Raw genomic sequence first — 23,961 nt, 5'->3', positions numbered from 1 at the left:
CACGAAGCATTCCAAGAGGTCATTCGACATCGAGTCTTGCATTCACTCTTGAAGAGCCTATGCTCCCGAAGCAGGTTTCCTGCGGAAACTTCTACTTCTCGGTGCTGAAAAGGGGCTTTTTTGTATAAATACTTATATTAATATTATGCGTGATAAGCTATATTGTCTATTGAAATCGCTCAATAAGGACCGGCTGGATCTGTCTTCCTTCCAACGCCGCAAAACACGCTTCAGGAACTAATTCCATGCGTGCCACTAGGGAATTCGGCTTTTGTGCCGGATTGTCTTGACCGAACGGCACGAAATAAATGTATTTCGCGACTAATAATTTAGCGATATTGGCTGCGTTCAATCCGAGTCCGTCATTCGTTGAGATCGCCAAAACTAGCGGACGCTGATTGCGCATCTGCGCCTTGGCTGCCATCAAGACGGGACTGTCTGTCATCGCATTGGCGAGTTTGCTTGTCGTATTGCCAGTGCACGGTGCAATGACCATCACATCAAGCAGCTTGGACGGGCCAAGCGGCTCGGCTTCTACAATTGTAGAAATAATATCATTCCCAGTAATTTCTTTCAACTGCTTTTGCCAATTTTCTGACGTTCCAAAGCGCGTATCCGTCGTCATCACCGTCTGTGACGCAATGGGGATGACGCGCGCTCCCGCGTCGACAAACCGCTGTATTTGTGGCATGACTTCCGCAAATGTACAATGAGAACCCGTTAATGCATAACCGACCGTCTTCCCCTGATAGTTCATTGCCCATTCCCCCGATTCCGCATAAACTCAAGAAGCAGCTTCGTTATGCAGTGCGCCAAGATGCGCCCCGCTGACTTCGGAGCAACGATGCCTGGCAATCCGGGAGCTAACATCGCCTTGACGCCGCGCTTCTCTGCAAAGCGAAAATCAACGCCGCCAGGGAACGAGGCCAAGTCAATAATAACCGCACGGTTAGGTATTTGGGCAATGACCTGTGCTGTGACTATCATAGTCGGTATCGTATTAAAAAGCAAGTCGATATTTGACACCTGATGGGCCAATTCGCTTAGGAAAAACGGCCTGAATCCCATCTCCGTCGCACGAGCAAAATGCTCATCTTTGCGCACACCGATACGAACATTCGCTCCCAATCCGAGCAAGGTACGAGCCAACGTGAATCCGGTCCGCCCCATGCCGAGCACGACCGACTCCGAACCGTGCAGCGTAATATCGGTATGCTGGATCGCCATCATCACCGCTCCTTCAGCGGTAGGGATGGAGTTGTAAATCGCTACGTCGTCCCGATCGAACAATTCAATGAGTGAAATCCGGTATTTCGTGCATAGCTTGCTTAAGTACGGCTTTGACATCCCGGTAAAAATGACGCAATGCTCCGGTACAACCGCCATATGTTCTTCGGTAAGCATCAGTTCGTCCGAAGTAAATATCGCATGCACCTTGCCGTTATCGTCTGTGCCTACGGCTGGCAGCATTATGGCATCGGCATCCTTCAACAGCTCCGGTGTCAACGGTTGACGTTGAACGCCATGGAACGGGTTCTGCAGCTGGTCAAATCCGACTAGCGTGATACTGGCGTCGAGTTCGATGAATTTATGAATAATTTCAAGCTGACGGGCGTCCCCACCTATGAACACGACTTGAACTCCGGTTAACATAGTCGCTGTTCACTCCTTTCTGAGCCCAAACGTATAGAATATCTTATGCGGGAGCCCATAAAGGGGTGCAGCCACGATCTGATAGCTGGCATCGAAATCTTCGAACAAGGTAGTTTCTCAGCAACCTCTTATAGCAAAAAACGCAGCCGCTCCCGGTACAGGAGCAGACTGCGTTATTATGCCGATTATTTCGTGCCCGTATGTCCGAACCCACCTTCTCCACGAACGGTGTCAGATAATTCGTCTACTTCAATTAACCGGATTTGCGGTACGAATTGAAATACCATTTGGGCAATCCGTTCTTTGCGTTCAATAGTGAAATGCTGCTGCCCCACATTCACGAGCAGCACCTTGACTTCACCGCGGTAATCCGCATCAATCGTACCGGGAGAATTCAAGCACGTGATGCCTTGCTTATAGGCAAGACCGCTGCGCGGTCGGATTTGGGCCTCCAAATGGGCGGGCATCGCCATCGAGAAGCCTGTAGGAATCAATGCGCGATGACCCGGCGCCAATGTTATCGGCTCTTGCACAGCTGCATATAAGTCAAAGCCAGCAGCAAGGTCAGACATTTTCTGCGGCAAAGAAATATCTTCATTTCCGGGTAATCTTTTAATTTGTACTTGATGATCCTGCTGTAACAAGACAATCCCTCCTGAAAGCCGATATTGCACGGTCATTCGAACCGACCATCGAAACCGCGAACGGTTGCGACAGCATGCGCTGCAGCACAAACGAAACGTCTTCCATCGTTATCGCTTCAATTCGTGCTATGATTTCATCTAATGTATAGTGTTTGCCGAGCATCAATTCATTCTTCCCTAATCGGTTCATGCGGCTTCCGGTACTTTCCAAGCCCAGAATCAAATTCCCCTTTAGCTGTTCCTTCCCCTTGCGCAGCTCTTCATTCGACAACCCTTGTACGGCTAAATCCCCCAATACTTGCAGCGTCAAATCAAGCACTTCCTGCGTCTGCTTCGGAGCAGTTCCCGCGTAGATCGTGAACAGGCCGGTATCCGCATGTGATGAGTGATAGGAATAAACAGCATATGCCAAGCCTCGCTTCTCACGAATTTCCTGGAATAGATGCGAGCTCATGCCGCCGCCGATGACATTATTGAGCAGTATCATCGCGTACAGACGCGGGTCGGTCATCGAGCAGCCCGGAAGGCTCAAGCATATGTGATTCTGCTCGGTCTTCTTCTTATGATAGATCAATTCGCTGTGAAAGCTCGGTGGCGTAATCGATGATGACTGCTTCGTATTTTCGAAATGACCAAAATGCTTCTCAAGCAGTTCGACAATCGAATCATCGAAATTGCCAGCTACGGCAATGACCGTATTTGCGATCGTATAATGCTCCCGCATATATTGACGCAAGTGATCCGGTCCCATCAGGGACAGCCGCTCTTTCGTCCCTAGAATCGGGTAAGCAAGCGGATGCGATCCGTAAGCCGCCCGCGTGACGAGATCATGAACCGTGTCATCCGGCGTATCCTCGTACATCGCGATTTCTTCCAAAATGACGTTTTTCTCTTTCATAAGTTCATCTTCTTGCATCGTTGAGCGAAAAAACATATCCGAAAGCACGTCGACCGCGAGCGGCAAATGTTCATCAAGCACCTTCGCGTAATAGCAAGTATATTCTTTGGAGGTAAACGCGTTTACGTTCCCGCCAATCGCATCGAACGAATCCGCTATCGCTTTCGCATCGAATCGCTCTGTTCCTTTGAACATCATATGTTCAATAAAATGAGAAATACCGTTGGTCGTTTCATCCTCATGTCGTGAACCCGTCTTCACCCATATACCGAAAGAAACGGAACGGCAGGTCGGTATTTTTTCCATAACGACACGTAGTCCGTTACGTAACTGCACTTTCTCCACCGGCAATCCTCCTCATCCGTAATTCTATCCATGCATGCCTATCTAATCCTACCAAAAAACTTACCGTCTCTCAACTGGAACCAACGGAACGCGCTGTTCGGACAGCGTGTCGCTCACCGTTCCCGGATGAAACCCTTTATCTTTGATAATACGTATCATATCCTGTAATGCACGGCTGGATGAGGAGGTTGGATGCATCAAAATAAGCGTACCCGGTTCGACCTTCTTCCTTATTTTCTGCAATATAGTGGAAGGTTCAGGCTTCTTCCAATCCACCGTATCAAGCGTCCATAAGACGGTTGATAAGCCATGTGCATGCGCAGTGGTTACCGTCAACGCATTAAAGTCGCCGGACGGCGGAGCAAACCATTTGTTTTCGATACCTAACGTTTCTTTTAGAAGCCGTTTTGTCTTCTCGATTTGCTGCGACTGCAGTCCTGCGCTAAGCTCGCTCATATTGGGATGCGTATACGCATGATTTTCCAATTCGTGTCCCTCGGCTTGAATTTGTTTTGCCACATCGGGATTTTTACTCAACCAGCTTCCATCCAGAAAAAAACTTGCCTTCACCTTCTCCTCCTGCAGCACCTTCAACATCGGAGTAATAAACTCATTTCCCCATGCGACGTTAATCATAAGCGCCACCATCGGCTTATTCGGGTTCCCTCTATATATCGGCTGCGGCTCCAAATCACGCAACGAAACTTCTGGCTTCACCTCTCGCAGTATCCATTTCAGTTTATCCTGCTCTGATTTCCCCTTATTTGCCTTGTAGGTCCGTTCTATATCGGCCTCGACTCCGTTATACCCGGGAATTGCTTTCCATACTCGATCAATACGAGCATTTATCGGCGCAACCTCGTGCTGCTTCGCTTCCGCCATAATCCGCTGCATGAGTGGATTATGCTCCAACGCCTCGATCGAATCCGTCTGAAACGCTTCACTCATCACAAGATCTGCCTTGCGTTCCTGAATAAATGTTCCCACCTCGGTCTCAGAAGCGATGAGCAGAACTCCGAGTACGCTCGCCGCAATTACAATCCATTTCCATATGATAGGCCGCATGGCGTCCATTCCCTTCCAAAGTTTGTCCTTCTGATTCTATGCCATTTCGGCGCAGCTTATGCGGACAAGGATGATTAGAAAGGAGAACAAGGAAAATAGACGCAAAAAAAGAGCCAGAAACCAGTCTGCCTCTTTCCTTGAATCCTATAATCGCCATCCGGCGTTTCAAGTGTGCAACGGAATCGAAGTCCGTTACAATATGAATGCACCCAAGTGCAGCCTATGCTTGCGGCTTCGGCGGGCGCGGTCCTCGCGGCGGACGTTGTCCACCTTGATTGTGGCGGCTGCCATTATTCCGCGGGCGATCTGCAGTTATTGCTTCGGTTGCAGCGCCATCCGTCGGTTGAGCGGGCTCCAGCAACACTTTGCGCGACAGATTGATGCGGCCTTGCTGGTCGATTTCAACGACCTTCACTTCAATCTTATCACCGATGGACACGACATCCTCTACTTTGGCGACACGCTCGGTAGACAACTGCGAAACGTGCACAAGACCTTCTTTACCCGGAAGAATCTCTGCAAAGGCACCAAACTTCTCAATGCGCTTCACCGTCGCAGTATAGGTTTCACCGACAACCACTTCTTTCACAATACCCTCGATCATCTCGCGAGCGCGATCATTCGCTTCTTCGCTAGGGGAAGCGATGAAGATGCGCCCATCCTGTTCGATGTCCACCTTAACGCCGGTTTCTTCAATAATTTTATTGACGACTTTACCACCAGCTCCGATAACATCGCGGATTTTATCTGGATTAATCTGCATGATAAGAATTTTTGGCGCATATTTAGACAACGATTCACGCGGCTGTTGAATCACTTCGAGCATTTTGCCCAAAATGAACATCCGGCCTTCACGAGCTTGCGCGAGCGCTTGCGTCAAAATATCACGGTCAATGCCGTCAATTTTGATGTCCATTTGAATGGCCGTTACGCCTTCTGCCGTACCTGCCACTTTGAAGTCCATATCTCCGAGATGGTCTTCCATCCCCTGGATATCCGACAAAATGGAAAAATGCTCGCCATCTTTAATCAGTCCCATTGCGATTCCGGCAACCGGTGCTTTAATCGGTACGCCTGCGTCCATCATAGCTAATGTGCTTGCGCAAATACTAGCTTGCGACGTAGAACCGTTCGATTCCAGCACTTCGGATACGAGACGAATCGTGTAAGGGAACTCCGTTTCCGGTGGAATGACTTTGGACAACGCACGTTCACCAAGCGCACCATGACCGATTTCACGACGTCCTGGCGCACGAAGCGGACGTGCTTCACCTACAGAGAACGGCGGGAAATTGTAATGATGCATGAAGCGTTTCGATTCTTCTAGACCGAGGCCATCCAAGATTTGCACATCGCCAAGCGCACCTAACGTACAAATGCTGAGCGCTTGTGTCTGGCCACGCGTGAATAGACCTGAACCGTGCGTGCGCGGAAGCAGCCCTGTATCGCATTCGATGTGGCGGATTTCATCCAGATTCCGGCCATCCGGACGCACTTTGTCATGCGTAATCAGACGACGAACTTCTTCTTTCACGATATCATACAGCGTCTCTTTGACATCGTCCAGCTTCTCTGGCGTTTCCATGTAGATCTCTTCGAAATGGGCCACCGTTTCTTGATTGATGGTGTCGATTGCTTCTTGACGTGCGTGCTTCTCAGGAATGCGGATCGCTTCGACGAGACGTTCCAGAGCAAATGCGCGCACAGCTTGATTCACATCGGCTTCAACGGCATGCAGCTTGACTTCCATCTTCGCCACGCCTGACATTTCGGCGAACTTCTCAATGGAAGCAACAATTTTTTTAATCTCTTCATGACCGAACATAATCGCTTCGAGCATTACATTTTCTGGCACTTCGTCTGCTTCAGCTTCAACCATCATAATGGCGTCCTTCGTGCCGGCCACAGTAAGATGAATGTCGCTCTTCTCTTCTTGCTCTACTGTCGGATTAATAATAAACTGTCCGTCGATGCGCCCGACAATGACGCCGCCAATCGGTCCATTAAACGGTACGTCCGATATGGTCAATGCAGCGGATGTACCGATCATCGCTGCGATTTCCGGAGGACAGTCTTGGTCTACGCTCATGACCAGGTCAACGATTTGAATGTCATTGCGGAACCCTTCCGGGAACAACGGACGAATTGGACGATCAATCAGGCGGCTAGCAAGAATCGCCTTCTCGCTTGGTCGACCTTCACGTTTGATGAATCCTCCAGGTATTTTACCAACAGCATACAAACGTTCTTCATAATTGACGGTTAACGGAAAGAAATCTAAATCCTTCGGTTCCTTCGATGCCGTAACGGTACAAAGCACAACCGTGTCGCCATATTGAACCTTAACCGCCGCATTAGCTTGCTTGGCCAGAAGGCCTGTCTCCATTACGAGCGTTCTTCCGCCAAGTTCCATCTCGATGCGGTTCATCGGATCCCTCCTTAAGTTTAAACAGTAATCATTTCGGCACTACTCCCAGTATTTCCTGCATTTTATTCGAAATACCGTTTAAAGAGGTTGCACAGAAATTCCCTTTTGAACTCCCACTTTAAAGAGGAGCTTGTCCCATATAATTATGTATGAGCTTTCTTAATCACTAAAAAGCAACCCAGTTGCATGCCGCATTATCAGGCGGCGGTGAACAACCAGGCTGCTTGGGGTCGTGCTATTATCGGCGAAGACCGAGTTTTTCGATCAATGCGCTGTAACGCTTAACGTCTTTCTGCTTCAAGTAAGCCAACAACTTACGGCGTTGACCAACCATTTTCAACAAACCACGACGGGAATGATGGTCTTTCTTGTGCGTACGCAAGTGATCCGTCAAATTAATAATGTTTTGCGTAAGGATAGCGATTTGCACTTCCGGAGAACCCGTGTCCGATGCGTGCGTCTTGTGTTCTTCAATAAGCTGATGTTTGCGCTCTTGAGTTAATGCCATCCTATTCACCTCCTAATATGTGTAAATTGATGTACGCCATTAGCCTCGTTACCGTCGGTGAGATCGTGTAACCAAGCTAAGGACAAGTGTCGCAAATACGACAACGTTATTAGTATAGCATCATCAATCGCAAAAGTAAAACGATGTTTCGCTTTATCTATCTGCAGCTTATCGCTCTTGAGCCGCGCAGGAGAACATCGATTCTGCATCCATAGCAGCTAATCGTTGGCGTGCTTCTTCCGCATCCGCTGTTATTTGCGCAATTAAATCTTGAATCGAGTTAAACTTCTGTTCAGAACGGATATAATCCATCACGGCTATAGCAATTGTTTCCCCATAAATATCGGCATCAAAATCAAATAGATGCGCTTCAATGGTCGGTACGGTTTCTCCGGACTTGAACGTAGGCTTCAGACCGATGCTCAGCACGCCGTCATACCATGTCCCGCCAACCTTCACCTTCGCGGCGTATACTCCGATTGCAGGAATAATGTACGGCTCCTCAGGATTTACGTTGGCTGTCGGAAAGCCGATAGTCCGGCCGCGTGCGTCTCCATGAACGACCTCGCCCTGAATCAGATATGGCCGGCCTAATAGTTGATTGGCCTTCGTAATGTCACCTTGAGCCAAGCATTGACGAATCCGTGTGCTGCTCACTTTCGTACCGTCTTCGCTGTGCGCAGGCACAATATCTACGGTAAAGCAGTCATTTCCCCAATCTTTCAACATCTCAGCCGTTCCCTCCCCGCGATGACCAAATCGATAGTCAAAGCCGATGACTACATGCTTCACTCCAAGCGCGCATACGGCCTCGGCGAATTTCTGCGCCGATACTTGGGCGAACGACATGTCAAACTGAACAACGTACAAGCGATCCAGACCCATTCGGGACAAAATTCGTTCCTTTTCCATTAGCGGCGTCACATAACGGTGATATTCAGATCTGCCGAATACTCCTTTCGGATGCGGATGAAATGTCATCAATCCGACCGGCAAGCCGTGTTCTGCTCCATAGTCCAACGCACGCTGAATCACTTGTGCGTGTCCTGTATGAATTCCATCAAAATGACCTAGTACCAACACTTGCGGTTGTCGGCATGAAGTCCAGCTCGTGTCATCGAGCGGTGCGTGTAAAGGTATCGTTTCCATCGTAATCAGAGCCCCTGCATTCTATCGTTTTGCGGTTGCAACTAACCGTTTATGTTACTTCTAGAAGTTGTTCAAAAAGTCCCCTTTTTTCACGAAGCATCCCAAGATGTCATTCAACGTCGAATCTTGCATTCACTCTAGAAGAGCCTATGCTTCCGATGCAGTTTTCTTACGAAAAGTTGTATACTTCTCAGTGCTCAAAAGTGACCTTTTTGAATACGCACTTCTAGTATGTTCTCCCTTTCACAATATAAGACGAAAAGGTGGCGCAAAAAGAGTACCAGATAACTCCATTTGCGCTGTCTCTCTCTAACAGCTTCATTCGGGTAGGAATACTTTGACGGGGCGCAACTCCGACTGCCCCTCAGGTACATGAAAGATTCCAAAGAACGTTCCCTGTTCATCATACAACCGAACGATGGTGTTCGTCAAAGGTTGCGGAGACAAAGCATGAACCGGAATGCCCCGTCCTTGAGTGGCATACGTCGTATATCGCTCCATAACGCACGTCTTCGGCATAAAAGAAATTGCTTCATCCACAGGAACGAGCATCGATGTGAAGGAATCTTCGGCGATGGCTTGTTCGATCTGCTCGAACGTCACACATTGATCTTCAGTGAAGTTGGCAGATATTGTCCGCTTCAGATTGGACATCGTCGCCGGAACACCAAGCTTGCGCCCGATATCCACACATAATGTACGAATGTAAGTCCCTTTGGAGCACAATACGCGAAACCGTATTTCAGGCTCGGCTTGACCAAGCTGCATTTCCTGAAGCTCAATATTGTAAATCGTCACCTGACGAGGCGTTCGTTCAACAGACTTTCCTTCTCTTGCCAGCTCATATAATCGCTTGCCGTTCACTTTGACGGCCGAGAACATCGGCGGCACTTGCTCGATGTTGCCCACGAATGCTAGTATGGCGTCCCTTACCATTTCTTCAGTAAGATGAGAAGCATCGCTTCGTTCTATCACTTCTCCGCTCATATCTTCCGTATTCGTAGATACACCACAGCGCAGCGTCGCTTCATATTCTTTAGGCATTTCCTGCAAATATTCCACCAAGCGGGTCGCCTTCCCGATGCATAGCGGCAATACGCCAACCACCTGTGGATCCAATGTGCCTGTATGACCGATTCGTTTCTCCCAAATCAATCGGCGAACCTTCGCTACGACATCATGCGATGTCCAATCGGTCGGCTTCCATACCGGCAGCACACCATGATACTTTGTCATAAAGACTGATTCACCCGTTCTACAACCATAGTAATGACATCATGCAATTGTCCGTTAATTTTGCACCCGGCAGCAACAACATGTCCTCCGCCACCGAAATGCTGAGCAATCTCAGCGACATTCACCCTCCCGGCAGAACGCATGCTGACCTTGACTCCGGTCTCATCCACCTGCTTGAACAACAGGCCGACTTCCACCCCTTCAATATTGCGCGGATAATTGACGAGCCCTTCCAAATCCTCGCTCAACGCTCCCGTATCAATCATATCTTCCGGTGAAATATACAACCAGCCAATCTTCTGATCGGGAGTGAAGGACAGGCGCGAGAGCCCTCGCTTAATGAGTTGAACTTGCGGCATCGACATTTTCTCTAGCAGCCGATCGGCAATATCGTTGCCATCTACTCCGTGCTTCAGCAGCTGTGACGCAATCGCCATAACATGCGGGGTCGTATTGCTGTACCGGAATCCCCCAGTGTCAGTCAAAATCCCGGTATACAGCATCGTCGCCACTTCCGAATCGAGTTCCTCGCCAGACACTTGCAGCATATCGAACAGAATCTCTGCTGTAGCTGCAGCATCTTCTCGAATTAACGCGACTTCGCCATAGTGATCGTTGGTCGGGTGATGGTCGATGTTCAAGATGCGGGCATCTTGAGCCACCCACTGCGCAATTTTGCCGATACGAGAATAATCCGCACAGTCCACACAGATGACCATGTCATACGTAAGTTGCGAATGTCTCTCCTCTTCATCTGCATAGGAGCGTACGACCTCGGACATCGACAAGTAGCGCAGCCGATGCGGCACTCCGTTCTCATTCACCATCTTGAAGGTCTTGTTCCATCTGCGGAGCAGCCAACCAATAACGAGGGTTGAGCTTATTGCATCTCCATCAGGCTGGACATGAGATACGACAAGCACGTTGTTGCAAGCACGAACAAAATCGCAAGCTTTTTGCAATTCAACAACGTATGACGGAGAAAACTGCTCAGCCATGCAATTCTCTGTTGAGACAAGTGAATCGAGCCGTAAGCTCGATTCCACTTGTTCCTGCTTGTTGCGCTGCATCATGGTGTATCGTTCTCCTCGCGAATATCACCAAGCAGCTTTTCAATTCGACTTCCATATTCAATCGAAGCATCTATCTTGAACGACAGCTCTGGAGTATGGCGAAGACGGATTCGTTTTCCGACCTCGGAACGGAGAAATCCACTTGCTTTATCCAGCGCTTTAATAGTTTGCTCCTTCTGTTCTTCATCGCCCATGACACTGAGATAGACTCTCGCAAGCGACAAGTCATTAGTCACGTCTACTCCCGTCACCGTAACAAAGCCGATGCGAGGATCTTTTAATTCCAGTTGTATAAGTTGACTCAATTCCTTTTTCATTTGTTCGCCAACCCGTCCAGCACGAATGTTCGCCATGGGAAACACCTCATTTCATTAGTTGCTGTGGAAGCTGCTGCCGTACAGGTGTGTTTATTTGCGTTCAACCGTCTCCATGACAAACGCTTCGATGACGTCGCCTTCTCTGAGATCGTTGTACTTATCCAGCATAATTCCACACTCATATCCTTGTGCGACTTCTTTTGCATCATCCTTGAAGCGCTTAAGCGAGTCGATTTTCCCTTCGAAAATGACGATGCCATCGCGAATCAAGCGAGCTTCTGCCGCGCGGGAAATCTTGCCTTGCGTAATCATACAGCCCGCAATCGTACCGATCTTGCTGATTTTGAACGTGTTCCGTACTTCAGCATGACCAATAACGACTTCTTTATACTCCGGATCAAGCATCCCTTTCATCGCTTGCTCGATTTCTTCTACGATAGTGTAGATGACTCGATGCAGACGAATGTCCACTTTCTCTTCATCCGCCGTTGCTTTCGCTTGCGCGTCCGGACGAACGTTGAATCCGACGACAATGGCGTTGGAAGCCGTCGCCAGGATGATATCGGATTCGGTAATGGCGCCGACACCGGAATGCAAAATCTTGACGCGAACACCTTCAACGTCGATTTTCTGAAGCGAACCGCGCAGCGCTTCGACCGAACCTTGCACGTCCCCTTTAATGATGACGTTCAGTTCTTTCATTTCGCCTTCTTTAATGTGCTTGAACAGGTCGTCAAGCGTTACGCGCGTATTGGCGCCCAACTGGCTTTGTCTGTATGTCGTTGCACGCTTCTCCGCAATGGAACGCGCTTTGCGCTCGTCCTCGAACGCCATGAACGGATCGCCTGCTTGCGGAACATCAGTCAAACCTGTAATTTCTACTGGAGTAGATGGACCTGCTTCTTTCAAGCGGCGTCCACGATCATTAACCATCGCGCGTACACGCCCGAAGCATGTGCCGGCTACGAAGGCATCTCCGACTTTGAGCGTTCCGTGCTGCACGAGAATACGCACGACCGGTCCGCGGCCTTTATCAAGCTCTGCTTCGATAACCGTACCGCGAGCTCGTTTGTCAGGGTTCGCCTTGTACTCATTTACTTCTGACACGAGCAATATCATTTCAAGCAGTTCATCAAGCCCCATGCCCTGTTTCGCAGACACGTTGACGAAAATCGTATCTCCGCCCCATTCTTCTGGAACGAGTTCATATTCCGTCAATTCTTGCTTCACGCGGTCCGGGTTAGCTTCTGGCTTATCAACCTTGTTCACGGCAACAATAATCGGGCAATTTGCTGCTTTTGCATGGCTAATCGCTTCTACGGTTTGCGGCATGACACCGTCATCTGCCGCTACGACGATAATCGTAATGTCCGTAACTTGCGCACCACGGGAACGCATCAATGTAAATGCCTCGTGACCCGGTGTATCCAGGAACGTAACCTTCTTATTGTTGTATTCGACTTGGTATGCTCCGATATGCTGCGTAATACCGCCCGCTTCAGCACTTGTTACATTTGTTTTGCGGATAGCATCAAGCAGAGTCGTCTTCCCGTGGTCGACGTGACCCATAATTGTAACGACAGCCGGACGCTCTTGCAGGTCAGCTTCTTCGTCTTTTTCTTCTGTTTCTTCGAACGGATCTTCGGAAACCGGAAGTTTCAAGTCCACTTCAACCTTGAACTCATCCGCAATCAGCTGAATCGTTTCCAAATCGACCTCTTGGTTGATGGTCGCCATCACACCGAGGAATAAGAGCTTCTTGATGACTTCGGAAGCATCCTTGTGGAGCAGCTTCGCGAGTTCTCCTACCGTCATCTCTCCGCGCACAATAATCTTTTTCGGTGTATTGTCAATTTTTTCACGATGCACTTGCTGTTGATTGTTCCCTCTGCCGCGGTTCTTGCCGCCGCGACCGCCACGACCGTTGCGCATGCCGCCGCCCGTTCTGTTGTCATCAAAGCGCTTAGTCGTGGAGTTCGGCTTTCTGCTTTGATTTTTGTTGCCGCCTGGCTTCTGAGAGAAGCTGTCGTTATTCGTCGAATCGAAGCTGCGAGTAGGCTGCTGTTGACGCTGAGGCTGTTGCGATTTGCCTTGGTCGTTACGCTGCTGCTGCTGCGGTGCAGTTCTCTGCTGTCCGCCCCGATTCATATTATTGGATTGGCCGCCTTGCTGCGGTCTGCGTTGTTCACCTTGTCCCGTCGGTTTCCCCTGATTGTTACCTTGTCTTGTATTCATAGAAGTTTGTCTATCGCCGCCCTGTCTCTGTTGTTCTCTTTGACCATCACGAGCTCCACCACGATTAGCGTTGCGATCCGAAGAAGCCGCTGGGCTCGACGGACGTCCATCACGCGAACCACTGCGATTTCCATCACGCTGTCCTTCACGCTGCGGATGACGCTGTCCTTCACGCTGTCCTTCACGCTGTCCTTGACGCGGTTTATTGTCGTTGCCTTCTTTACCGCTGTTGTCCGTTCTCTTTGGCGCTTCGGCAGGTTTGCTGCTCACTTGACTGACTTGCGCTTGCGTTTGCGGTTTAGATTGCGGTCCGCCCTCACGCTTCGCCTGTGCATTTGCTTTTACATCCTTAAAAAACTGTTCTACTTTTACCACTGCATCATTCTCCATTACACTCATATGGTTGTTTACTGGAATGTTAATACGCTTGAGAATCGTAATAATTTCTTTGCTGCTCATATTGAGCGATTTGGCATATTCATACACTCTCAATTTGTCTTTATTGTCCTTCTCTTGTTTAGTCAATATACTCCACCTCCGACATAGTTTTCAGTCCGTTCTGCATCATGTTCGCAAACCCATGATCCGTAACCGCCAAGACCACCTGTTCCGCTTTGCCGAGGCTTTCCCCAAGCATCATTCGGTCAAACCCGATGACAAGCGGCACGCTGTAGCTATGGCATTTATCCCGAAACTTCTTTTTCGTGTTCTCCGATGCATCCCCCGCAACGAATACGAGCCGCGCTTGCTTGCTTCGAATCGCCTTCATCACATTCTCGTCCCCTGTAACGAGCTTGCCTGCCCGGCGCGAGAGGCCTAGCTGCGACATCAGCTTACTCATCATCGTCCTCCCGCTCTTGCAAAGCGCGAAATTCATCTTCCACTTTCACGAAATCGTTAGCAAGCTGTTCATATATTTCGGAATGCACCTGATGCTTCAACGCCCGATCCAAAGCACGCGATTTATGAGCCAGCTTAAAGCAGGATAGCTTTCCGCACAAATATGCGCCGCGACCTGATTTTTTCCCTGTCAAATCGATTAGCACTTCATCCTGGGGCGTCTTCACAACACGAATAAGTTCTTTCTTCGGCATCATTTCCTGACATGCGACACATTTGCGCAGCGGCACTTTTCTTTGTCTCATGACTCATACCCCCTTACGATCCGATCGCACCGTCCAGAGAAGGCTGCGACCGTTTCATATGGCGTTGGTCGCGCCTTCGGTGTTATTCGCTTATTTCTACGTTTTCTTCCGGATCCGCAAGCGATTCATTTTCTTCGGCCGCCGGTTCTTGTTCCGCTTGAGATTCACTCTTAATGTCTATCTTCCATCCGGTCAATTTTGCTGCAAGACGAGCATTTTGACCTTTAATACCGATAGCAAGCGACAATTGATAGTCAGGGACGATAACGCGCGCCATCTTCTCTGCTTCACGCACATCCACCTCAACGACCTTGGACGGGCTGAGTGCGTTCGCTACATACTCTTGCACATCTTCCGACCAACGGACGATATCAATCTTCTCACCACGCAGTTCATTTACAATCGTCTGGACGCGCATTCCTTTCGGACCAACACAGGAGCCGACCGGGTCAACTTCTTCATTGCGAGAATATACCGCAATTTTCGAACGCTGCCCAGCTTCGCGAGCAACGGATTTAATCTCGACGACACCGTCAAAAATTTCCGGAACTTCAAGCTCGAATAGACGCTTCAGAAGCCCTGGGTGCGTGCGGGATAAAATAATTTGCGGGCCCTTTGTCGTATTTTCCACTTTCGTAATGTATGCTTTCACGCGATCGCCGTGCTTAAATTTCTCACTCGGCATCACTTCATTCAGAGGAAGTACCGCTTCTACCTTACCAAGATCCACATACACATTACGCATGTCTTGACGCTGCACGATACCAGTTACGATATCATCAGCTTTGTCAATAAAAGCGTTGTAGATGAGCCCGCGTTCCGCCTCGCGGATGCGCTGGGTCACAACCTGCTTCGCAGTTTGCGCCGCAATGCGTCCGAAATCGCGTGGAGTTACCTCGATTTCGCACACATCATCCAATTGATAATTAGGATTCAGTTCGCGTGAAGCGTGGAGCGAAATTTCCATGCGCGGATCAAGTACCTCGTCCACAACCGTCTTGCGTGCAAATACTTTAATGACACCGGTTGCCCGGTTAATATCGACACGCACATTTTGCGCTGTATTAAAATTACGTTTGTAACTCGAAATGAGTGCTGCTTCGATCGCATCGATCAGCACATCCTTGCTAATCCCTTTCTCTCTTTCGATCTCCGTCAAAGCTTCAATAAAATCCATACTCATTTGGTTAGTTCCCCCTTTCAGCCGATACCGGCTTGATTCCATTCATATTAGAAGACTATCGCAAGTCGTGCGCTAGCTACTTTGTCGTAAGGAAGCGCGTGCTCTTTGTTACCGACTTGAACCACCACGGTCTGTTCATCAAACGAAACGAGCTGACCCTCAAACTCCTTCAGCCCGCCAATCGGTTCGTATGTAGTCACATACACGTGTTTGCCCACCGCTTTGACGAAGTCTTGTGCTTTCTTCAGCGGCCGCTCGGCACCCGGTGAGGATACCTCTAAGAAATAAGCATCCGAAATCGGATCTTCCTCATCCAACTTCAGACTCAAATATTCACTGACGCGGCCACAATCCTCAATATCGATGCCGCCATCCTTGTCCACAAATACGCGTAAGAACCAGCTGCTGCCTTCCTTCACATATTCCACGTCGACAAGTTCAATGCCGTTCTCTTCCAAAAACGGCATAACCATGTTCTCCACTACCGATTTGATATTCGGTGAACTCAATGCAAAGGACCTCCTACAATGTAAGGAATATAGACTGTATATGTCAGAATCCGTTAGCAAATATGAAAGAGTGGGTTTCCCCACTCTTTACGTTAACGGATTTATCCACATGATTACCAAAAAAATTATATCATAGCCGTCTATGGAATGGCAAGGGTATTCCATTGCCCCTGCGGCCCCAGCAGGCGCTTCCTCATGCTTGCACTTAGAATAGCGACAACTGGTTGCTTTCTGGCAGTCCACGGAAGCAGCCCATTTGATTGAGCAGTTCCACTATCGTCTTCGTCGCTTTCGAACGCATCTGGAAATCTTCCACGGACAAATATTCTCCGCCCTCGCGCGATGCCGCAATGTTGCGTGCCGCGTTCTCGCCGATGCCTTGAACGGCGGAGAACGGTGGAATGAGCGCCTCTCCGTCCACCAAGAACTTCGTCGCATCCGAGCGGTACAAGTCAATTGGTTTAAACGAGAGACCGCGTGCTGTCATTTCAACCGCCATTTCCAATATCGCAATCATGCTTTTCTCTTTCGTGGTTGCTTGGAACCCTTTCGCTTCGATCTCATCAATCTTGCGATTGATAGCGTCGTAGCCTTGGCAGCAGAGCTCAATGTCGAAATCCTCCGCTCTTACCGTAAAGTACGTAGCGTAAAATTCAATCGGATGATACAGCTTGAAATAAGCAGTACGCACCGCGGAAATGACATACGCCGCAGCGTGCGCTTTCGGGAACATGTATTGGATTTTGAGACAGGAGTCAATGTACCATTGCGGCACATTGCAACGCTTCATCTCCTCGATCCATTCCGGCGTCAAGCCCTTTCCTTTACGCACGCTTTCCGTAATTTTAAAGGCAAGCCCCGCATCCATACCTGCTTTATAGATCAAATAGAGCATAATTTCGTCACGACAACCGATAACCGTTTTGATCGTACAGACACCATTCTTAATCAACTCTTGCGCATTACCGAGCCATACCCCCGTACCATGCGACAATCCCGAGATTTGCAGCAAATCAGCAAACGAAGTCGGCTGCGATTCCATAAGCATCTGACGGACAAAACGCGTCCCCATTTCCGGAATGCCGAAGGTTGCAACCGGCGAGCGTATTTGATCTGGCCTTACGCCAAGCGAATCAGTCGAGTTGAACATGCTCATGACCTTCGGATCATTCATCGGAATCGTCGTCGGATCGACTCCGGTCAAATCTTGAAGCATGCGCATCATCGTCGGATCATCGTGCCCGAGAATATCGAGCTTGAGCAGATTCATTTCGAACGCGTGATAATCGAAGTGCGTCGTCTTCCACTCCGCGCTCGTATCATCCGCAGGGAATTGGACCGGTGTAACGTCTTCGACTTCAATGTAATCCGGTACGACGACGATACCGCCCGGGTGCTGCCCCGTGCTTCGCTTGACGCCGGTGCACCCAGCCGCCAGTCGGTTCAATTCGGCTCCACGCCATTTCTTCCCATAGTCCTCCTCATACTTCTTCGTGTATCCATACGCCGTCTTCTCCGCGACTGTGCCGATCGTGCCCGCACGGAATACGCTCTTCTCGCCGAACAGCACCTTCGTATAGTTATGGGCAATCGGCTGATATTCTCCGGAGAAGTTCAAATCGATATCGGGAACTTTGTCTCCCTTGAAGCCGAGGAACGTTTCGAATGGGATATCTTGGCCTTCGCCTTTCATCGGTTGTCCACACTCCGGACAATTTTTGTCCGGCAAGTCGAAGCCGCTCGGCACGCTGCCGTCTGTGAACCATTCGCTATGCTTGCAATCCGAATTGCGGCAAGTGTAATGCGGCGGAAGCGGGTTAACTTCCGAGATGCCGAGGAATGTCGCAACGACAGAGGATCCGACCGAACCCCGCGAGCCGACCAAATAGCCATCCTCGTTCGATTTTTTTACGAGCCGTTCCGAAATTAAATAGTTGGCCGAAAATCCGTATTTAATAATCGGATCCAGCTCCTTCTCGAGACGCTTCACGACGATTTCCGGTATCGGTTCCCCATATATCTGCTTCGCCGTATCGTAGCATTTCGAACGCATCTCTTCGTCGGCACCGTCAATAATCGGCGTGAACAGCTTATCGGGGAATAGTTCGAATTCCTCAATCCGTTCCGCCAGCTCGTTCGTGTTCTTCACGACGACCTTGTAGGCAAGGTCTTTGCCGAGAAATTCGAATTCCTGCAGCATTTCGTTCGTCGTGCGGAAATGAGCATCTGGCTTCCGGAGATCCTTAAGCGGACTGAATCCCGTAATGCCGTGAATTGTAATGTCACGGAACAGCTTGTCGCGCGGACTCAAATAATGAACGTTGCCAGTCGCCACGACCAGCTTATTCAGCTTGTCTCCTATCTGGATAACCTTGCGCAGCGCATCTTGGATTTGGGCGGTCGAACCCACCAGTCCTTTCTCCACCAAGTGCATATACATCGTCAACGGTTGAATCTCCAGCACGTCATAGAACTCGGCGACCTGTTCTGCTTCTTCCAGCGATTTATTTAAGACCGTCTCGAAAAATTCACCTTTCTCGCAGCCGGACATGACGAGCAATCCCTCTCTCATTTCCACGAGCTTGCTCTTCGGAATGCAAGCGACACGCTTGAAATACTCGGTATGAGACATCGATATAAGCTTGAACAGATTTTTCTTCCCTACCGAATTCATGGCATAAATATTGCAATGGAAAGGCCGGGCATTTTGCAGGTTTTGCCCGACATAATCGTTTAACCGTTCCAGCATTTCAATACCGCGAATCTGATATACATCGTTCAAGAGCCCGTTCAATATGCCGGCGAGCGCGATCGTATCGTCAATCGCGCGGTGATGATTCTCAAGTGATACTTTATATTTATCCGCGAGCGTATTGAGGCGGTGATTTTTCATGCTGGGATGCAATAGCCGCGCCAGTTCCAACGTATCCAGCACCGGATTCGTCAGCTCCGGCAATCCGAGCTTTTTCAAGTTATTCTGTACGAAGCCCATATCAAAGCGGGCGTTATGCGCCACCAGAATTGCGTCGCCTGCAAAATCGGCGAATTCGGGCAAGACCTTATCGACCTCAGGCGCATCCTGAACCATTTCATCCGTAATATTCGTTAGCTGTTGAATGTTGTATGGAATGCGCTCGTGTGGATTGACGAACGAGGTATAACGGTCGATTTCCTCCCCGTCCTGGATCTTCACGCCCGCAATTTCGATGATTTTGTTGTTGGTTACGGACAGTCCGGTCGTCTCGATATCAAATACGACGTAAGTCGCCTCTTTCAAGTTGCGCGAATCTGAGTTCATGACCACTTCCAAATTATCATTGACGACGTTCGCTTCCAAGCCATAGATCATCTTGATGCCGTGCTTCTTAGCCGCCTTCGCAGCTTCCGGATAGCACTGCACATTTCCATGGTCCGTCACCGCGATCGCCGGATGTCCCCACTTCGCCGCTTGCTTGATGTAGTCGCTAATCGAGGTGACTGCATCCATTGCACTCATTGACGAATGTAAATGGAACTCAATCCGCTTCTCTTCCGCCGTATCCTTGCGTTCGGCGGGCGGCGTCACTTCGTTCACATCAGACGGCATCATGACAAGCTCGGGCACCTGCATGAAGCGATCGTATTCCACGCGTCCTCGCGCCCTCAGCCATTTCCCGTTCGAAATGAGGCTCAGCATCTTCACGTCTTCCTTCGTCTTCGCGAACATTTTGAGCATGATAGAATCCGAGAAATCGGTCAAATTGAACGTAAAGAGCGTGCTTCCGTTGCGCAGCTCCTTCATCTCGAGACCGAATACGGCGCCTTGGACGGTCACCCGCTTCTCCTCTTCCTGGATGTCCATAATAGGAGTCGGGTTATCTTTAATATCATAACCGACCTGCAGCCGTTCAGGAGCTTCGCCCTCCGCTTCCGCTACCTCGCGCTCCGCGCTCTCCATAATTTGCTGAACCGCATGCCGCTCTTCCTGTACGACCTTCGCCTGGAACGCTTCATACGCACTGCTATCGAAGCTGCCTGCCTGAATCGTCACACGGAGCGTCCGCATGAAATAAGTCTCGAAGAATTTGACTACATAATCATCAATTTTCTTCTTCTTCGCAAGCTCAAGCGTTGTCGTTTCTGATAATGTCAATTTAACATGATCTTGTTCGGTTTCAACCTTGGCTCGATGAAGCCACCCATTTACTGAGGCAACCTCGCGCTTCACCCATTCAACGAACAACCCCCAGTATGCCTCAACGATATCTCCGCTGGCAACTTGCTCGTCATAGTGAAAAATAATGCGAATCTTCGCAATATGAGACATTTTATCTTGAACCTTCAGACAGAAGGAACGATAGGCCTCCGCTGGGACAACTGATGATTTACCGATGTGTATCGTCCATTCCCGATTGGAACGGCTGCACTCCACCTGTTCAATCCGGCCATCCAGAAAAAAACTGTCTACCAGTTCCCCCGGTAAATCCGCCTGTTTCATTAATAGCTCAAATCGTTGTCTTTTGTCCGACATGCCGTTTCTTCCACCTCCTCTATTTCCTGCAGTCTCAGGACTGCGTACAGCCGACGAGAAACCCAAATGAAAGAGAAGCCTCTCTCAGGCGAGTCATCTTCCGGTGTTCCGTTGGATGTTCACGTGATGGAAGCTTCCCTTCATCCTGTCTGCAAGCAGGCTTATTTCAGTAAAACGTATCTAAGGCAATCTAGTACGCACGAGCAAACACAACCGTATGCTTCGCAGCCTCGCCGCACACTAAGCAAGTTGTCTTCTTCTCCTGCGGATCGAACGGAATATTACGGCTCGTTGCACCGGTTTCGTCCTTCACGTGCTTCTCGCACGCTTCTGAACCGCACCATCCGGCAAGCGTAAAGCCGCGCTTCTCTTCCATCTCCGATTTCATCTCATCAATCGAATCGACCGTGTAGAAATGCTCGTCGCGGAATTGCTTGGCGCGATCATACATTTCCTGATGGACATCCGCAAGCATTTTGCGCACTTCTTCCACCAAGTTTGCTTGTTCCACCACACGCTTCTCACCGGTGATACGGGATACTAATATGCATACGCCGTTCTCCATATCACGCGGGCCGATCTCGAGACGCACTGGCACACCGCGCATTTCATATTCATTAAATTTCCAGCCTGGACTAATGTCCGAACGGTCGTCCATACGGACGCGTACGCCAGCTTGCTTCAATTCACCGAACAGTTCGTTGGCGCGGCCAACGACTTGATCGCGAAGTTTCGCTGGTCCGATAGGAATCATAATGACTTGGGTTGGAGCCACCTTCGGCGGCAATGCAAGACCGCGGTCATCTCCATGTACCATAATAAGGGACCCGATCAGACGAGTGCTCACGCCCCAGGACGTCGTATGCACGAATTCCTGCTCGTTCTCGCGACCCAAAAACTTAATATCGAAAGCAACCGCAAAGTTGGTTCCTAAATAATGAGATGTCCCGGCTTGAACAGCTCGTCCATCCTTCATCATCGCTTCGATAGAGAATGTGTCGACAGCACCCGCAAATTTCTCCGAAGGCGTCTTCTGGCCTTCGATGACCGGAATGGCCAAATAATCTTCAACGAACTCGCGGTATGTCTTCAGCATAAGCATCGTCTCTTGACGTGCTTCCTCTTCCGTTTCATGTGCAGTGTGACCTTCTTGCCACAAAAATTCGCTCGTTCGCAGGAACGGAAGCGTGCGCTTCTCCCAACGAACGACGTTCGCCCATTGATTAATCAGTACCGGCAAGTCACGGTATGATTGGATCCATTTCGAATACATATGACCAATCATCGTCTCTGATGTCGGACGAATCGCCAGCTTCTCCTCAAGCACTTCACCGCCGGCTTCCGTTACCCATGGCAGCTCCGGATTGAAGCCTTCCACGTGCTCCTTCTCTTTTTGGAAGAAGCTCTCTGGAATGAACAATGGGAAATAGGCGTTGCGGTGACCCGTCTCTTTGAAACGGCGGTCCAACTCTTCGCGAATATGCTCCCAAATTTCATAGCCGTCCGGGCGGAAGACGATACATCCGCGAACCGGCGAATAATCCATTAATTCCGCCTTCTTGATGACGTCAATGTACCAGCGCGAGAAATCCTCTTGCTGAGGTGTAATTTCCGTAACAAATTGTTTTTCTTTCGACATAACGGTTAAAATCCTCCCGAAGACACAATCCGCATCATCATTTATTCCGTACAGCTGTGTCATATAAATGCTTCATTAAAAGGGCATTCTTTGATCAAATCTCCGTTTCTATTACCCTTTAACTAAACGAAGTATATCGTTGTAGGTGACAGCCAGCATCAACAACATCAGCATGGCGAATCCTACGAAATGAACCATACTCTCCCGATTCGGATCAACCGGCTTGCCGCGAACTCCTTCGATACCCAGGAAGACAAGGCGACTCCCGTCTAAAGCAGGTATAGGCAACAGGTTAAAAATCCCCAAATACAAACTAAGAATCGCTGTCCAGAAAGTCAATTGCGCGATTCCCTGCTTGGCAAATTGTCCGGTTACTTCAAATGTTCTTACTGGTCCGCCAAGATCATCCAGACTGAACTGACCGAATATAAGCATGCGGAAGCCTTCAAAGATGCGTTCTGTCGTATCGACCATCGTGACGCCAGCGAACTTGATCGTCTCTCCGAACGAAGCTGTTCGAGTCGGCAGCATAGGCACAATTCCAACTTTTCCGCCTTCCTGACCTTCCACTTTTTGCGGGGTAAGTGTTACCTTGATGACTTCATCACCCCGTCGGATGACGAAGTCCATCGGCTTCCCTTCAGACTTCGAAATGAGCTCGATCATTTTCTCACGATCTCCGCCAACAACCATGTCATTGACCTTTTCAATGATGTCACCTTTTTGCAATTGTGCTTGAGCAGCGGGCAGATCTGCTGTTACATCACCGATTTTTACAAAGGTCGGATTGTCTACCGGTATCCCTGCGAATTGAATGTATGCGCCGAACAAGATGAAGGCAAGGATGAAATTCATCAGCGGTCCCGCGAAAATAGACATTGCGCGCTGTCCGACCGTCTTGCTGCCGAATTGGCGGTTGTATGGAGCGATTTGGGTTTCATCGCCTTTCACGACCATCATCGCTTGCGGATGTATATCGTAAGTGAGCGTTTCACCGTCAACGTCCATAGTCACTTTCAATTCGCGCTCCAAATCAATCTTGCTCACTTCGCCGCGGATGACTTGTTTACGCATGTCCAATTGATCGAGATACATCTTCGTCACTTGGTTATCCGCAATACGAACAGCAATGGTCTGCCCAGGCTGTATTTCTACAATCTCGGGATCTTCCCCCGCCATGCGCACATATCCGCCGACCGGAAGCAGCCGTAGCGTAAAACGCGTCTCCTCTCGAGTATAAGAGAATATTTTCGGACCAAACCCGATTGCAAACTCTCGCACGAGAATGCCTGCGCGTTTCGCAAAAAAGAAGTGTCCCCACTCGTGGATCGTCACGATGACGAAAAAGACGAGTATCGTTAAAAATACTATTTGCACCATCTGCACTGCGTTGCATCCTCCTTCACGATTTCGGGTCGCCGTTT

The 23,961-nt window shown here is 49.4% G+C and carries 19 protein-coding genes; all 19 read right to left on the bottom strand.

Translation table 11 applies throughout. The features are described from left to right. Window positions 1-166: 166 nt before the first annotated feature. Window positions 167-757: a dipicolinate synthase subunit B gene (locus A372_RS0132025; protein ID WP_019425041.1), complete on the bottom strand. Its 591-nt coding sequence runs from the start codon at window positions 755-757 to the stop codon at window positions 167-169. Beyond that, window positions 754-1,653 carry a dipicolinate synthase subunit DpsA gene (gene dpsA / locus A372_RS0132020; protein ID WP_019425040.1) on the bottom strand — a complete coding sequence of 300 codons (900 nt, stop codon included), beginning with the start codon at window positions 1,651-1,653 and terminating at the stop codon, window positions 754-756. Before dpsA ends, A372_RS0132025 begins: the two co-directional genes overlap by 4 nt. A gap of 185 nt (window positions 1,654-1,838) precedes the next feature. After that, window positions 1,839-2,333, bottom strand: coding sequence for a dUTP diphosphatase (gene dut / locus A372_RS0132015; protein WP_192813654.1), 495 nt, complete (start codon window positions 2,331-2,333; stop codon window positions 1,839-1,841). Further along, on the bottom strand, window positions 2,266-3,540 hold the full coding sequence (locus tag A372_RS0132010) for a M16 family metallopeptidase (protein ID WP_019425038.1): 1,275 nt from the start codon (window positions 3,538-3,540) through the stop codon (window positions 2,266-2,268). The genes dut and A372_RS0132010 overlap by 68 nt, the downstream gene beginning before the upstream one ends. Before the next feature lie 60 nt (window positions 3,541-3,600). Next, window positions 3,601-4,614, bottom strand: coding sequence for a polysaccharide deacetylase family protein (locus tag A372_RS0132005; RefSeq protein ID WP_019425037.1), 1,014 nt, complete (start codon window positions 4,612-4,614; stop codon window positions 3,601-3,603). Window positions 4,615-4,825: 211 nt separating this feature from the next. Beyond that, window positions 4,826-7,033 carry a polyribonucleotide nucleotidyltransferase gene (pnp, locus tag A372_RS35155; RefSeq protein ID WP_019425036.1) on the bottom strand — a complete coding sequence of 736 codons (2,208 nt, stop codon included), beginning with the start codon at window positions 7,031-7,033 and terminating at the stop codon, window positions 4,826-4,828. A gap of 238 nt (window positions 7,034-7,271) precedes the next feature. Next, window positions 7,272-7,541 carry a 30S ribosomal protein S15 gene (rpsO, locus tag A372_RS0131995; protein ID WP_019425035.1) on the bottom strand — a complete coding sequence of 90 codons (270 nt, stop codon included), beginning with the start codon at window positions 7,539-7,541 and terminating at the stop codon, window positions 7,272-7,274. Window positions 7,542-7,709: 168 nt separating this feature from the next. Next, on the bottom strand, window positions 7,710-8,690 hold the full coding sequence (locus A372_RS0131990; protein WP_019425034.1) for a bifunctional riboflavin kinase/FAD synthetase: 981 nt from the start codon (window positions 8,688-8,690) through the stop codon (window positions 7,710-7,712). A gap of 318 nt (window positions 8,691-9,008) precedes the next feature. Then, the gene (gene truB / locus A372_RS0131985; protein ID WP_019425033.1) at window positions 9,009-9,926 is read right to left on the bottom strand and encodes a tRNA pseudouridine(55) synthase TruB; all 918 of its coding nucleotides are present in this window, start codon (window positions 9,924-9,926) and stop codon (window positions 9,009-9,011) included. Continuing rightward, a complete protein-coding gene (locus A372_RS0131980) occupies window positions 9,923-10,999 on the bottom strand; it encodes a DHH family phosphoesterase (RefSeq protein WP_019425032.1) in 1,077 nt (358 codons plus the stop codon). Before A372_RS0131980 ends, truB begins: the two co-directional genes overlap by 4 nt. Continuing rightward, complete coding sequence (gene rbfA, locus A372_RS0131975; protein WP_019425031.1) at window positions 10,996-11,352, bottom strand: 30S ribosome-binding factor RbfA; 357 nt, start codon at window positions 11,350-11,352, stop codon at window positions 10,996-10,998. The genes A372_RS0131980 and rbfA overlap by 4 nt, the downstream gene beginning before the upstream one ends. Before the next feature lie 54 nt (window positions 11,353-11,406). Beyond that, window positions 11,407-14,076, bottom strand: a complete 2,670-nt coding sequence (gene infB, locus A372_RS0131970) for a translation initiation factor IF-2 (RefSeq protein ID WP_019425030.1) — start codon at window positions 14,074-14,076, stop codon at window positions 11,407-11,409. Next, window positions 14,069-14,392: a L7Ae/L30e/S12e/Gadd45 family ribosomal protein gene (locus A372_RS0131965; protein ID WP_019425029.1), complete on the bottom strand. Its 324-nt coding sequence runs from the start codon at window positions 14,390-14,392 to the stop codon at window positions 14,069-14,071. Before A372_RS0131965 ends, infB begins: the two co-directional genes overlap by 8 nt. Beyond that, window positions 14,385-14,696, bottom strand: coding sequence for an RNase P modulator RnpM (gene rnpM, locus A372_RS0131960; RefSeq protein ID WP_019425028.1), 312 nt, complete (start codon window positions 14,694-14,696; stop codon window positions 14,385-14,387). Before rnpM ends, A372_RS0131965 begins: the two co-directional genes overlap by 8 nt. Before the next feature lie 82 nt (window positions 14,697-14,778). Beyond that, a complete protein-coding gene (gene nusA / locus A372_RS0131955; protein ID WP_019425027.1) occupies window positions 14,779-15,879 on the bottom strand; it encodes a transcription termination factor NusA in 1,101 nt (366 codons plus the stop codon). A gap of 47 nt (window positions 15,880-15,926) precedes the next feature. After that, window positions 15,927-16,388 carry a ribosome maturation factor RimP gene (gene rimP / locus A372_RS0131950; protein WP_019425026.1) on the bottom strand — a complete coding sequence of 154 codons (462 nt, stop codon included), beginning with the start codon at window positions 16,386-16,388 and terminating at the stop codon, window positions 15,927-15,929. A gap of 205 nt (window positions 16,389-16,593) precedes the next feature. Further along, window positions 16,594-20,898 carry a PolC-type DNA polymerase III gene (locus A372_RS0131945; RefSeq protein WP_019425025.1) on the bottom strand — a complete coding sequence of 1,435 codons (4,305 nt, stop codon included), beginning with the start codon at window positions 20,896-20,898 and terminating at the stop codon, window positions 16,594-16,596. A 190-nt stretch (window positions 20,899-21,088) separates the two neighbouring features. Further along, window positions 21,089-22,537 (bottom strand): proline--tRNA ligase, encoded by a 1,449-nt coding sequence (gene proS / locus A372_RS0131940; protein WP_019425024.1) that lies wholly within the window; start codon window positions 22,535-22,537, stop codon window positions 21,089-21,091. A 111-nt stretch (window positions 22,538-22,648) separates the two neighbouring features. Continuing rightward, on the bottom strand, window positions 22,649-23,923 hold the full coding sequence (rseP, locus tag A372_RS0131935; protein WP_019425023.1) for an RIP metalloprotease RseP: 1,275 nt from the start codon (window positions 23,921-23,923) through the stop codon (window positions 22,649-22,651). Between the last annotated feature and the right edge of the window lie 38 nt (window positions 23,924-23,961).

The organism is Paenibacillus sp. OSY-SE (genome assembly GCF_000283315.1).
GTDB lineage: Bacteria > Bacillota > Bacilli > Paenibacillales > Paenibacillaceae > Paenibacillus_B > Paenibacillus_B profundus.
This window is presented reverse-complemented; position numbering and strand designations above follow the sequence as displayed.